General features: G+C 34.4%; 12 protein-coding genes. All 12 read left to right on the forward strand.

Translation table 11 applies throughout. The annotated features are described in order from the left end of the window. Positions 1-5 precede the first annotated feature (5 nt). The 12 genes from ACS127_RS06970 to ACS127_RS07025 all read left to right on the forward strand — a co-directional run bounded on the left by ACS127_RS06970 (position 6) and on the right by ACS127_RS07025 (position 14,857). A complete protein-coding gene (locus ACS127_RS06970) occupies positions 6-1,058 on the forward strand; it encodes a LacI family DNA-binding transcriptional regulator (RefSeq protein WP_440897701.1) in 1,053 nt (350 codons plus the stop codon). 461 nt (positions 1,059-1,519) lie between these two features. Beyond that, a complete protein-coding gene (locus ACS127_RS06975; RefSeq protein WP_440897702.1) occupies positions 1,520-2,848 on the forward strand; it encodes an ABC transporter substrate-binding protein in 1,329 nt (442 codons plus the stop codon). Between the two features lie 164 nt (positions 2,849-3,012). Continuing rightward, complete coding sequence (locus tag ACS127_RS06980) at positions 3,013-3,861, forward strand: carbohydrate ABC transporter permease (RefSeq protein WP_440898096.1); 849 nt, start codon at positions 3,013-3,015, stop codon at positions 3,859-3,861. 3 nt (positions 3,862-3,864) lie between these two features. After that, entirely contained in the window at positions 3,865-4,698 is an 834-nt protein-coding gene (locus tag ACS127_RS06985; protein ID WP_440897703.1) for a carbohydrate ABC transporter permease, read from the forward strand. Positions 4,699-4,855: 157 nt separating this feature from the next. Continuing rightward, entirely contained in the window at positions 4,856-6,223 is a 1,368-nt protein-coding gene (locus ACS127_RS06990) for a glycoside hydrolase 5 family protein (protein ID WP_440897704.1), read from the forward strand. A 497-nt stretch (positions 6,224-6,720) separates the two neighbouring features. Beyond that, positions 6,721-7,899: an AGE family epimerase/isomerase gene (locus tag ACS127_RS06995; protein ID WP_440897705.1), complete on the forward strand. Its 1,179-nt coding sequence runs from the start codon at positions 6,721-6,723 to the stop codon at positions 7,897-7,899. After that, the gene (locus ACS127_RS07000) at positions 7,886-9,061 is read left to right on the forward strand and encodes a glycoside hydrolase family 130 protein (protein WP_440897706.1); all 1,176 of its coding nucleotides are present in this window, start codon (positions 7,886-7,888) and stop codon (positions 9,059-9,061) included. The genes ACS127_RS06995 and ACS127_RS07000 overlap by 14 nt, the downstream gene beginning before the upstream one ends. A 308-nt stretch (positions 9,062-9,369) precedes the next feature. After that, on the forward strand, positions 9,370-10,371 hold the full coding sequence (locus ACS127_RS07005) for a LacI family DNA-binding transcriptional regulator (RefSeq protein WP_440898097.1): 1,002 nt from the start codon (positions 9,370-9,372) through the stop codon (positions 10,369-10,371). Positions 10,372-10,594: 223 nt separating this feature from the next. Further along, entirely contained in the window at positions 10,595-11,176 is a 582-nt protein-coding gene (locus tag ACS127_RS07010; RefSeq protein WP_440897707.1) for a hypothetical protein, read from the forward strand. Between the two features lie 525 nt (positions 11,177-11,701). Further along, on the forward strand, positions 11,702-13,054 hold the full coding sequence (locus ACS127_RS07015) for an ABC transporter substrate-binding protein (RefSeq protein WP_440897708.1): 1,353 nt from the start codon (positions 11,702-11,704) through the stop codon (positions 13,052-13,054). A gap of 89 nt (positions 13,055-13,143) precedes the next feature. Beyond that, a complete protein-coding gene (locus ACS127_RS07020) occupies positions 13,144-14,022 on the forward strand; it encodes a carbohydrate ABC transporter permease (RefSeq protein WP_440897709.1) in 879 nt (292 codons plus the stop codon). Between the two features lies 1 nt (position 14,023). Beyond that, positions 14,024-14,857 carry a carbohydrate ABC transporter permease gene (locus ACS127_RS07025; protein WP_440897710.1) on the forward strand — a complete coding sequence of 278 codons (834 nt, stop codon included), beginning with the start codon at positions 14,024-14,026 and terminating at the stop codon, positions 14,855-14,857. The last annotated feature ends 13 nt before the right edge of the window (positions 14,858-14,870 follow it).

Consider the following 14,870-nt stretch of genomic DNA (forward strand, 5'->3'; position numbering starts at 1 on the left):
TGTTTATGGCTAAAAAAGTAACGCTTAAACAAATAGCAGATTACATTGGGGTGTCGATATTTGTTGTGTCAAGGGCCCTATCTGGAAAACCAGGTGTAAAGAAGGAAACAAAAGAAAGAATATTTCAAGTTGCTTCTCAGTTAGGTTATTTTACGCAAAATGGGAAAGACATTAGAACAGAGAAAAAGACAGAGAATGATAGGGATCTAAAAGATCGAAAAAGTGTTTTAATTATTATGCCCGATATTAGAAATCAATTGAGAGATTCAATATATTGGGGCACCATTATTAACGGGATTTCAGATAGTTTAGATAAACTAAATTTAAGAATGGTTATTTTAACAGAAAGTAATACGGATGATTTGCAAGAAGTTGTCAATCCTGCTGGCTTTATCGGCATGATAGGTGTAGGAAAAGTTTCTACAAAATTAATTTTAGAGATCCAATCACATGACTTACCCGTTGTTTTGATTGATCATGAAGAGAAGCTTTATCCAACAGATAGTGTTTTTGCAAATAACTTTGATAGTAGCTATTATTTAACCAATCATTTAATAGGTATTGGTCATCGGAATATCCAATTTTATGGGAATATTCAATATTCAAGAAGTTTTCAGGATCGATGGTTAGGTTTTCGGACGGCGATTGAAGAAGAAGATATTGAACTATCAGAAGATTCTCTTACACTACTTCAGGGTAAAACGATTGATGATATGTTTTTAGAAATTAAAGAATGGCTGGCAGCAAGAATAGATAATAATAATGTTCCTACAGCCATCTGTTGTGCGAATGATTCAATTGCTTTACATCTGTATCGTGTCTGTAAGGAATTAGATCTGAAAATTCCAGATGATATTTCAATAACAGGATTTGATAATATTGAAGATTCATATCTGCTGACACCAACTTTAACAACCATTGATGTACCCAAAGAAGAGTTGGGAAGGCGGGCTGTTCGGGCACTATTAACTAGAAATGAACTTAAAAATGTACCAACTGAAAAAATAATTCTCTCTGGAGAAATGCTGCTCAGAGATTCTGTTAAAGCACTTAAATAAAAGATTTTGTTCCGTAGGTTTACGGAGACAAAATCTTTTTTTATTATTTAGTAAATGATAAGCCTGTTATCATTGTTACAAAATAGTTAGGGTTCGTTTAAATGCCTACCTTCAGCCAAATGCCTCCTTTTTCCTACAATAAAATAGACTTGCTGATTGATGATGAATAGTAGAAGCTTAGTTCCTCTTCTATCTTTAGTCAAAAGCCAACACCAGCCTTGTCTATCTTGTAATTCAACAAAACCTTCCCCTATGCATTATATGAGTAAATTTTATTAAGCACTAACAATTGAAATTATAAAAAATAAAATTTTATTATATGTTTTGTTTTATATTAATATTATTATATTTGTTATATTTATTTTTATTATTTATGATAATTTATATTGACAAGAAAACACTTACAAATTATAATTGAACTGTACAACGCACGATACTTACGATTAAGGGGAGGTAATTAGATGAAGAAAATATTAAAACTTTTTTTAGTTATGTTATTTTTCACCGTTATAGTTGGTTGTACGAGTGAAGATACAGGAAATGATGCTGACGGAAACGGTGGTGATGATTCGGAAGGTGAGGAAGCGGTTAGTGGAGAAATTACTGTCTTGACGAATCGAACCGATATTGTTGATACAAGAATGGTTGAATATGCAGAGGAATTTAACGAAATCTACCCAGATGTAGAAGTTAATTTTGAAGCAATGACTGACTATGAAGGGCAAGTCCGCATTCGGATGAATACTGAAGATTATGGTGATGTTCTTTTAATTCCGAATAGTGTAACTTTAGAAGATCTGCCAAACTTTTTTGAACCATTAGGAGATGAGGATGAGCTTGCGGAAGATTACTTGTTTGTCGACGAAATGGCTTATGATGGGGTAACGTATGGTATGCCTGTTATGGTTAGTACATTTGGTGCCGTTTACAATACAGCATTATTTGAAGAAGCAGGGGTAACAGAACTACCCTCAACTCCAGAGGAATTTTTAGAAGCAATGCAAATGATTAAGGATAATACAGAAGCCATTCCTTATTACACTAATTATAATGATGGTTGGCCTTTAAGTGATTGGGAAAATCAACGATTAGCACTTGCTGGAGATGGTACTTATGTATCGCAACAACTTCCGCATATGGATGATCCATTTAGTGAAGGAAGACCCCATCATACACTTTATAGATTATTGTATGATTTAACAGAACAAGACTTAATTGAAAGTGATCCTATTACAACAGATTGGGAAGAATCCAAGCAGATGCTTGCTGATGGGGAAATTGGTGCGATGTTTTTAGGAATTTGGGCAGTTGACCAAATTCAAGAATTAGCAGATAACCCAGATGATATCGGCTACATGCCATTCCCATACACGCATGAAGACGGTAATAGATATGCTGCTATGGCTGGGGATTATAAAATGGCAATAAATATGCACTCAGATAATAAAGATGCTGCTCGAGCTTGGGTAGACTGGTTTACAAATGAATCAGGTTATGCTGTTGAGAATGGTACCATTTCACCTGTTATTGAAGAAGATTTGCCTGATATCTTACAGGACTTTGAAGATGAAGGTGTAGAATTTATTGAAAATTTACCTGCTTTAGAAGGTGAAGAAGATTTACAAAATCAAATTGATTTTGAAGGTGAGATTGGTTTAGGCGATGAAGGATTTAAACAGAGAATAATAGAAGCCGCCATTGGAAATAGAGATGAAACCTTCGAAGATATAATGGAAGATTTAAATACTCGCTGGGCAGAAGCAAGAGAAAGATTAGGGGTAGAAGATTAAGGAATGGATAGTAAAACTAGGGGGAGTATTATAGCTCCCCTTCCTTATTGAAAAAATAACTACAACCCTAATTCTTTATATGGGGAGGTAATAAAGTGAGTAATAAAGCACCAAGTGGAACTTATGCAAATAGAAAATACCGTTTTTCTAATTTAAGTTATAAAATGCAACAGAAAATAATCATTATTTTATTTTCCCTTGTACCCATTCTATTGTTAGTGACATTTTCCTATTTGCCACTATTTAATATGTTTACTTATAGTTTTACAAGTTGGGATGGATTAAGTCCAGTTAAAGAATTTGTGGGCTTTCAAAATTATATTAGGTTATTTACTAACCCAGAATATTTTCATGTATTTAAGGTTAGCTTATACTATTTAGTTGCCTCATTTGTACAGTTGGGGATTGCTTTATACTTTGCAACCCTTTTAACTTTTAAAGTTCGGTTTAAAAATTTCTTTAAAGGTACACTGTTTTTCCCTTACTTATTAAATGGTGTGGCTATCGGATTTACCTTTTTATTCTTTTTTAGACAGGACGGTACTTTGGATACACTTTTATCACTAATTGGTTTAGAAGATATGATTCAAATGTGGCTTCGTGATCCTAATATTATTAATTTTTCTTTAGCTAGTACGTCGGTATGGAGACATATGGGCTTTAATTTTATCATTTTTGTAGGCGCTATATCATCTATTTCCAATGAAATTTATGAAGCAGCAGAAATGGATGGTGCCAATCGCTGGCAACAATTTAGATATATCATTTTCCCAAGTATACTCAAAATTATCCAATTGAATTTAATTTTATCAATAAGCGGGGCTTTGAGTGTATTTGAAATCCCTTATATTATGACTGGCGGAGCGAATGGAAGTTCTACATTTGTTATACAAACGGTTGATTTAGCTTTTAAATATAATAATACAGGTCTGGCTTCAGCGATGGGAATAGTATTATTGATTATTGTTATGATTGTTTCTCTCATTCAGCGTCTAGCCTTTAAGGAGGATTAATAAATGAAGATTTTCAAAAAACTTCCCGCCTTATTATTAAAATACGGATCTCTAGTTATGGGAACTTTTGTTGCGGTTATACCATTAATCGTTGTTTTGTTTGCAGCATTTAAAACAAAAGAAGAATACAATGCAACCAGTTCATTAACTCCCCCCGAAAGCTGGTTGAACTTTGATAATTTTATTCGAGCATTTACGGATGGGAACATGTTGACTGGTTTTTATAATACAGCGATTATATTAGTCGTTGCACTTGCGGGAGCAACGTTAACTGGTGCCATGATTGCCTATGTTTTCACACGTTTTGATTTTAAAGGGAAAAAATTTATCATTACAGCATTTTTAATAGCTGTTTTAATTCCTGGTATTACAACTCAAGTAGCTACTTTTCAAATTGTCAATTCACTTGGTTTATTTAATACCATTTGGGCTGCAATTATTTTATACATGGGAACGGATATTATTGCCGTATATATTTTCATGCAATTTCTTGAAAATATTTCTCCGGCATTAGATGAATCGGCGATGATAGATGGCGCTTCTTATATCACTATATTTTGGAAGATTATATTCCCTTTACTAAAACCAGCTATTGTAACTGTTGGCATTATAAAAGGTGTTAACATCTATAACGATTTTTATACTCCATTCTTGTATATGCCTAAAGCTGATTTATCTGTTCTATCGACAGCTTTATTTAGATTTCAAGGTCCAATGGGATCTTCTTGGGAGGTTATTAGTGCTGGAATCATCATTGTGATCGTCCCAACACTTATTGTTTTCCTTTTACTGCAAAAACATATCTATAATAGTTTCACGAGTGGATCAGTAAAATAAAAATCTGTTGAATTCTAATTAAGAAATAAGGTAAAGATATTTTATCTTCGTCTTATGTTTAATAGCTTCTTCATTCATGTGAGTGAATAGAAAAGCAAGAGAGCAAAGCTTTACTCTTTGTTGTGGTATATGAATAATTAAATGAAGGAGTGTTAAGATGACGTTTACGGGGGATCAGCTTGATTTTCAAAAAAACAAAAACTTTATAAAACGAAATGGGAATCGATTTGAATTAAATGGGAAAAAATATCGGTTTTCTGGTCCGAATATTTATTGGTTAGGCTTAGATGAAAATGTTAATGGTGTTGACTATCCAACAAATTTTCGGATTAGTAATGTACTGGATACAGCTTTAGAAATGGGAGCTACAGTCATCCGTTCCCATACCTTAGCAGCATCTGTTGGTTCTGCAAAATCATTACAACCCAATTTAGGCTGCTTTAATGAAGAAGCTTTTAAACATGTTGATTTTGTTTTAAATGAATTGGGAAAGCGAGGTTTGAGAGTTGTTATTCCACTTGTTGATAATTGGAATTATTATCATGGTGGCAGAGGAACTTTTACAAATTGGCGTGGGTTTGCAGATGAAGATCAATTTTACTGTAATGAAGAGATAAAAAATGACTTTAAACATCATATCAGTACAGTTCTAAACCGTGTTAATCATATTACAGGAATCACTTATAAGGATGATCCGACGATAGCTGCATGGGAATTAGGTAACGAGTTAGAGGGCACTTCTATTGAATGGGTTCGAGAAATGATCCAATATGTCAAGCTGATTGACACAAATCACTTGGTTGGCTTTGGTAATCGATTTAACCTTGATCAGGATAAATTATCGATTATAGAATTGGATTATATCGATGCACACTATTATCCTGCTGATCCAGATCAACTAACTGAAGATATTGAATTAGCGGAAAAAGCTAGTAAACCACTACTTATTGGGGAATTCGGTTGGGTAGATGGTGACTTAGATACTTTCTTGAGGATAGCTGAGAACAATGAAGGGGTTATTGGCACCCATTTTTGGTCCTTATTTGGACATCATGATGCATTTAGTTATGTAGATCATTTTGATAGTTTTACCCTCCATTATCCAGGTAGTCAAACAAATGCAGATAGATTGTCAAGAATACAGGCACTAAGAAAGCATGCATTTGTAATGAGTGAACAATCCGAAAGGACACACAATACACCCAATAGTCCTATTATTACTAACGTGAATGATAAAATTTATTGGCGGGGTGTAGTAGGTGCTGCTTCTTATACGATTGAAAGATCAACTATTAATGAAACGGGACCTTGGAATGTTGTTTGTGAAAAAGGAACTTCTGATCAATATGGTTATTGGCGTGACACAACTAGAGATTCTATGAAAGATGCTTGGTATCGAATAAAAGCCCATAACTTAAGTGGTGTGGCAGGTCCTTATTCGGAGGTCTTTTATTCAAAGCCAATCAACACGCATGCCAGTGAACCCAAAGAAGTTATAATCAGTACAAAGGCTCCTCAGTATTGAAATATGATCTCCCTTTATCAAAATATGAATCAATGGGCTAAGGATTCATTTAATTTTATGCATACCCAAAGTCCTGTGAATAGGGCACTTTAGGCTAAAAGAACTTCGATTATTGCCGATGCGCTCTGGGACCGTCAACTTCACCCTATCCGGGTGAAGTGAAGCCCTAGATTTACTAAAACTATCGTCGATAAAATCATGTCCTTTTCAATAGGGCCAGAATGCGAGTCTTTCTTATTTTAAATCTCAGGACGTGACGAATTAATCGACGCGTCCTTTTCGAGCTATGATTATGGTATTTTTCATTTAGCAAAATTAAATATCAAACAATATAAAAGGTTACTTTAGGATATCTATTTTATAAAGTAAATAAACTATTTTATTAGTAATTATATGCTTTTTGAAAAATAAGAATACGCTTACTATTGACATACTGATTTGATTTAATTAGAATTAATTTATTAAGTTATCGATTAACTAACGTTGGGAGGGGTATCATGTTGAGACAAGAAATGAAGCAAGAGTTAACAGAACGTATATTACCCTTTTGGTTAAGGCTTAAAGATGATCAATATGGTGGACTATATGGTCGGGTAGATTTTAATTTGAATGTCGACCGTCAGGGGGATAAAGGCGGTATTGTGACAGCACGATTTTTATGGACTTTTTCAGCTGCTTATCGAATCTTAAAAGATGAAAAGTACCTGAAAATGGCTGATCATCTGTATCAATTTTTACAAGATAAATTGATTGATCATGAACATAAAGGGATATATTGGTTGTTAAATTATAAAGGTGAACCTAAAGATACTAGGAAGCATATCTATGCTCAATCATTTGCTCTTTATGGATTAAGTGAATATTATCGTGTGACACAAAAACAAGAAGCGCTTGATTTGGCGTTAGAACTATATGATTTAATGGAAACTGTTGGTTTTGATCAAGAAAGCCAAGCTTACAAAGAGGAATTCAATCGTGAGTGGATTGAAATGCCAAATGAAATGTTAAGTGAGAATGGTGTTGTAGCAGAAATTACGATGAATACTCATATTCATATTTTAGAGGCTTACACCAACTTATATAAAGCCCATCCTACTGAAGAATTAAAGTTTCGATTAGAGACACTATTGAAGGTGCACTATGAAAAAATATATCAGCAAGACACTCATTGTTTAGGAGTATTTTTTGATAGGCAATGGAATAATATCATTCCTTTAAAATCATTTGGTCATGATATTGAAGCGGCGTGGTTAATGGATGATACCATTCATACGTTAGCGATTGAAAATGAAGCTTATAACAAAATGATTATTGATATCTCTTATAATATCTCTAATTATGCCATTCAAACTGATGGGTCATTAATTAATGAAGAGGAAAATGGTCACTTAGACTATACTCGTGTCTGGTGGGTCCAAGCTGAGGCCATTGTTGGTTTTTATAATGCCTATCAACGAACCGGTGATGAGCAGTTTTTAGAACGAATCCGAGGCTTGTGGAACTATATTAAAACAGTTATTCACGATTCACGTCCTGGCGGGGAATGGTATTGGTCAATTAAACCAGATGGTACTCCGACTGAGCGAGATTTGGTGGAACCATGGAAGGCATCTTATCACAATGGAAGAATGGCTTTAGAATTAATAGAAAGGATCGATAATGATGATTCACAATAAATATTATGAACTTTTAGAAAAGCAGGAGCAGTTATTAACGCGAAAGAATAAGAAAGATGATCAGTTTTATAATGGTATTTATGATCGCTATCAATATCCGGTTGTTACACGTCACCATGTTCCACTTCACTGGCGGTTTGATTTAAATAAAGAAACCAATCCACATTTCATGGAACGTCTAGGGGTCAATTCAGCTTTTAATCCTGGAGCGATCTACTTAAATGGGAAGTATTATCTTGTTGTCCGAACTGAGGGTTTAGATCGAAAGTCTATTTTTACGATTGCTGAAAGTGATAATGGGATTGATCATTTTCGATTTATCGATACGCCTTTAACGTGGGAAGATATTGATGAAAAAGAAACAAATATTTACGATATGCGTCTCGTTAAACATGAGGATGGTTATATTTACGGGATTTATTGTTCAGAAAGTAAAGATCCTGATGCTCCAGCATCTGATACGTCTAGTGCTGTTGCCCAAGCTGCGTTAGTAAGAACTAAAGACTTAAAAACATGGGATCGATTGCCGAATATTACAACGCCTTCACCACAACAGCGTAATGTCGTGTTGCATCCTGAATTTGTTGATGGGAAATATGCTTTTTATACACGCCCGCAAGATGGATTTATTTCAACCGGGACTGGAGGTGGGATTGCCTTTGGTGTTTGTGAAGATATTACAAGTCCAGTGATAGATGAGGAAACAGTCCTGCATGAAAGAAAGTATCATACTGTTTTTGAAGCAAAAAATGGTCAAGGACCAGCTCCGATTAAAACGAATAAAGGTTGGATTCATATTGCTCATGGTGTTCGAAACACAGCGGACGGCCTGCGTTACGTTCTCTATACGATTGCGACAGATTTGGATGATCCGACTAAGGTCATTGCCACACCAGGTGGTCATTTTATGGCGCCATATGATGACGAGCGTGTAGGTGATGTATCAAATGTTATTTTCTGTAATGGTGCAGTTGTCAATGAAAACGAAGACGTATTTATTTATTATGCTTCAAGTGATACGCGTTGCCATGTCGCAACGACAACGATTGATAAATTAGTTGATTATACGTTCAATACACCAGAAGATCCATTTAGGTCATTAGAGAATGCCAAACAAAGACAACAATTAATTGAACAAAATGAAGCGCTATTAAATAAATAATTTTATTGTAAAGAGACTTTGATTAGGTTATTCTTAAAAAATAAAGAAAAAGTTAACTGGTTTTAAATTGAATATTTGTGTAATTATCAGGCATTTTAGTGAACATCATGAAAACACTTACAATATTAGCTGTTTTTCTTGGCAACATTGTTGCTAATCCTAACTTCTTTTGATAGTATGAAGTTACTAGTATCATTGGTTTAACCGAACAATTAAGTTATAACTTAACTGTTCGGTTATTATATAAATTCAGCATGACTAAGTGGTAGAGATGGGAAGTGCGGATGGTGGAAAAAAGTAATGTGACAATGAAAGATATTGCTGATCGAATAGGAGTAAGCAGTGTTACAGTTTCAAAGGCATTGAATGATAAAGAAGGCGTCAGCGATAAATTAAAACAAAAGATTAAAGAGCTAGCAGATGAGATGGGTTACCGCTACAATACAGTGGCTAAATCAATGAAAAACGGCATGTCTTATAATATTGGAATTATCATGCCGGAACGTTTTTCTGGAGGTATCTCGCAATCTGTTTATTTTCGAGCTTATCAGCAGATCTCAACCGTTTTAGAGGATTATGGTTATTACGGTATTATGAATATATTGTCAAATGAAGATGAGGAAGCACTAAATCAACCGCGAATTTATCAGGAAAAAAAGGTGGATGGTTTTATTTTCCTTGGTCAATTGAAGAGCGACTATATTAATGTTGTTAAAGAAATAGATATGCCGATTGTATTTCTTGATTTCTATGATGAACATGATGAAATAGATTCGGTTATTACAGATAATTTTTATGGTGCTTACGATATTACGAATTATTTGTTGAATAAAGGGCATCGAGAGATTGGTTATGTTGGCAATCTTTATTCAACAAGTAGTATTCAAGATCGTTTTTTAGGTTATTATAAATCATTATTAGAGCATCATATTGAATTGAAACAAGAATTTATCATTAATGATCGTGATGAAAAAGGTAAATTTATCGATATTCAATTACCTGATAAATTGCCAACAGCTTTCGTGTGTAATTGTGACCAAGTTGCCCATGAAGTTGTGAAGAAGTTAAATAAGTTAGGTTATAGTGTCCCTGAAGATTGTTCAATAATAGGGTTTGATAATGATATATATGCAACCATTACAAGTCCGCCACTCACAACGGTTGAAGTAGATATTGATGAGATGGTGAAACAGGCTGTGCGTCTAATTGTTCGAAAGGTTCAAGGGAAGAACAAGCGTTATGGTCGGACGTCCGTGAAAGGAAATATTATTAAACGTGATTCTGTTAAAGAGCTAAGACGAGATGATTAATTCATTCATCGTTCTTAGCTTTTATTTCACTTTAGAGATGGCTAAGAAATAGTTTTGACATAACTAAGATGTTGATGGGTAAAAGATAGGAAAAACTAAGTAGTTAAAAAAATTTTGACGAAGTCCTGATATAATGCAGGGACGCTGAAGCCGGCACATCCCATGTGTAAGGAAAAGAACGAGCAAATATAAGTTTTTCTAATGGAAGAATGAAGGTGATGGTTTGGGAAGTAAAGTTTATCAATTAGTGACGAAAGCTTACTATTATTTATTGGTTAGTTTTTATTTTTGGCTGGGGTTGTTAAGAGGGATCGTTATTTATTCATTGATACCAGCACTAGCCGCTTTATATTTAACACTCCAGTTTATGAAACAAAATCCTGACTATGATGAAGCAATGATTAAAAAGACATATCAAAGCTATTATAAGCAGTTTCAGCAACATAGATTAAGTTCATTTTTGGTTAGCCTGGGCCTTATTTTATTGATTACACTCATCTTTTTCTTTTGGTTTGAAGAAACGGCTTGGGTTTTAATCGGAATAGCTGGTTATTTCTTGCTCTTGTTATTATCAACACTCAGTTATGCTAGCTATTATATAGCTTTTAAAAGTACTTCGATAAAACATTCATTTGCTCTAGGTTTTATCAGTGTGATCAAAAACTTAGGTTTGACTTTGGCGATAGTTATCGTCAATGGATTAATGCTTGCTCTTGCTTATTATAATTTAGTCTTATTTATTGTTCTGTTTCCAGTTTTGTACGGATCGGTTATTATATATGCTTTACCGAAAAAAATTGTATAATCATAATGGAGATTGCAAACACTGCCCTAAAGCGAGTCAAACAGCTTTAGGGCTTTTTGGTATGGTTAATTAGTTAACGCCATCTAATGGATAAATGATTAGCAAAGGTAATTAATATAAATATTAAGTTTATCATTTCTTTAAAATGAGGGGATTAGTTAGACATGGGTATTATTATGGTTGCAATGGTCTTTTTCGAACGACCTAAAGCTCCCCCTACTTTAAGTGATAAAGTTAATTCTATTCTTTTATTATAGGTAAGCATTTGTGAAACTCGAAGCAACAATGGTTTTCGATAGGGAGAGTAATCGTTGACTCACTAATTGCATGTAGAGTAACTTTTCAAAAAGTTTATATTTTGGGAAGAACTAAGAAGGAGACAACCCCCTTTGTGAATAGGTATTTTTGCGTTTTTTAAAAAACTATTGACTCGTAACCGTTTTCAGGATAAAATAAATTTATTAGCTTAACGGTAACCTAATTTAAGCTGAAAAATAATTTAAATTAAGGAAGGGTGTTAAAGTAATGAATAGAAAATTTATGACTTTATTACTAAGTATTCTGATGCTTCTATTTTTAGTTGCTTGTGGTTCAGATGATGGAGCCACAAACGATACAGATCAAGATGACACAAATGGTGAACTTCCTGCTTCTGAAGCATGGAAAGAGTTAGATCCTGAAGAGATAGAAGGAGATTTAGTTGTTATTACTCACCGGACAGATATCGTTGATTCTGTTTATCAAGATTATAAAACAGAATTTGAAGAGAAGTATCCAAATGTAACGGTTCAATTTGAAGCATTATCAGATTATGGTGGAGAAATTATGCCACGTATTAATACACAAGATTTTGGTGATGTTCAATATTTACCAATTCAATTGCCAATTGAAGATATCCCTAATTTCTTTGAGCCGATGGGTTCATTAGCGGATATAGGAGATGAGTATTTAGGGGTAGATGAGCGTGCTGTTAATGACACGGTCTATGGTATCCCAATCGCACTCACTTATACTGGTGTTATTTATAATCAGGCTGTCTTTGAAGAAGCTGGTGTAGAAGAATTACCAACAACACAAGATGAATTCTTAGAAGCACTGCGTTTAGTTCAAGATAACACAGATGCTATTCCATTATACACAAATTACGGTGACGCATGGCCATTACCACAGTGGGAAGGTGCAGTTACTTCAACAGCGGGTGACGAAGATTATTATAACGTTGATATGTTAGATGATCCACGTCCATTTGATCCGGGTGACCCACACTATGAGCACTATAAATTAATGTATGACATAACAGAAGAAGGTTTAATTGAATCTGATCCATTAACGACGGATTGGGAATCATCTAAAGTGATGATGAACAATGGTGAAATTGCAACGATGGTACTAGGTTCTTGGGCTTTAGAACAAATTCAAGATGCGGGTCCAAATGCTGATGATATTGCAATTATGGCGTTTCCTTCAGATGCAGAACGCACATTATTCTCAATGGGTGCGGATATGAATATTTCAGTAAGTCAATTTAGTGATAACAAAGAGGCAGCTTTTGCATGGGTTGATTATTTCATTCATGAATCTGGTTATGCAGTTGAGCAAGCAGGTGGTATCAGTGCTTCAGTTGATGCACCACTTCCAGATGCATTAGTTGAGGCAGAAGAGGCAGGGGCTGAATTTGTTATGCTAACGCCATCTCCAGAAGATAAACTAGGCTTACTTGATGAGATTGATAAAGAATCAGAGGTTGGTCTTTGGTTAGAAGATGAGAAACAAATTTTAATTGAAGCAGCAATTGGAAATAGGGATGAATCATTTGACGATATTATGGAAAGATGGAATGACGCTTGGGAAGCGGCTTTCAACAAAATAGCAGAATAGATTTCTCTTTGTGAAGATTGAGGAGAGTACATGATCAGTACTTTCCTCAAAGTACTTTAATGTTTGAAAAATACAGGGAGGTGCAGCACTTGTTTAGTTTATCTAAATTTTCTTATGGGACCCAGAAGAAAATAATTATCATTGCTTTTTTAATTGTACCACTTGGCCTGTTAGGAACATTTGCTTTTTTACCTGTTTTTAATATGTTTTGGTATAGTTTTACCGATTGGAATGGATATAGTGCAATGGAATTTGTCGGGATAGAGAATTATAAGACAATCTTTACAAATCCAGAATACTTTAGGGTCTTTAGTGTCAGTTTGTATTACTTTTTTGCAACATTTATTCAGTTAGCAATTGCTTTATACTTTGCTACGATTTTATCATTTGAAGTCAAATTTAAAAACTTCTTCAAAGGTGTTATTTTTTTCCCGTATTTATTAAATGGTGTCGCGATTGGTTTTATGTTCTTGTTCTTCTTTAGACCAGATGGAACACTTGATACACTTCTTGCTGCAGTTGGTTTAGAAGGATTTGTTACTCAATGGTTAGGAAATCCAAATGTCATAAATTATTCTTTAGCAGGTGTATCCGTTTGGCGCTATATGGGCTTTAACTTTATTATTTTCTTAGGAGCGATTTCTTCGATTCCTGGTGAAATTTATGAAGCTGCACAAATAGATGGTGCGAATCGTTGGCAACAATTTAGGCACATTATTTTTCCTAGTATTAAGATCATTATTTCTTTAAACCTAATTCTAGCTGTTAGTGGTGCGTTAAGTGCTTTTGAAATTCCGTATATTATGACTGGTGGAGCTAACGGTAGTTCAACATTCGTTATTCAAACCGTTGATACTGCGTTTAAATATGGAAAAATTGGTTTAGGTTCTGCAATGGCTGTTGTTCTGTTATTTATTGTTTTAATTGTGACAGGTATTCAAAGAAAGTATTTTGGCGAGGGGGATTGAGATGTACAAATTTAAACGTTCATTAGGTGTTTTTGGGAAATATGGTTCCTTATTAATTGGCGCATTTGTTGCGATCATCCCAATCGTCGCTATTTTCTTTGCCTCATTTAAAACAGGGACAGAATATGCAACAACGGGACCATTAGTGCCTCCAAGTGATTGGACTAACTTTGGAAATTATCATAGAGCTTTCGTTGAGGGGAATATGTTGACCGGTTTTAAAAATACTGTGATCATTTTGATTATTTCAGTAATCGGGACAACTTTAATTGGATCAATGGTAGCTTTTGTTTTGCATAGATTTGAATTTAAAGGAAGCAAATATATCTTAGGTGCATTTTTACTGGCGACGCTAATACCAGCTGTAACAACACAAGTAGCTACCTTCCAAATCATTCACTCATTAGGTTTATTTAATACGATTTGGGCAGCGATCATTCTTTACTTAGGAACAGATATTATTGCAGTCTATGTATTTTTACAGTTTATGGACTCCATTTCTGTTTCGTTGGATGAATCAGCTATGTTGGATGGCGCGTCTTACTTTACGATTTATCGAAAAATTGTCTTGCCATTGTTGAAACCGGCAATTGTGACAGTATTTATTATTAAGGGTGTTAATGTTTACAATGACTTTTATACGCCATTTCTGTATATGCCAAAGACAGATTTGCAAGTGATTTCTACATCACTATTTAAATTCCAAGGACCATTTGGAGCGCAATGGGAAGTGATCACTGCTGGTGTTATGATTGCAATTATCCCTACATTGATTGCTTTTCTATTTTTACAAAAGTACATCTATAATGGCTTAACCAGTGGTTCAGTAAAATAAAGATATGATATAA

Source organism: Amphibacillus sp. Q70 (genome assembly GCF_052055485.1).
GTDB lineage: Bacteria > Bacillota > Bacilli > Bacillales > Amphibacillaceae > Amphibacillus.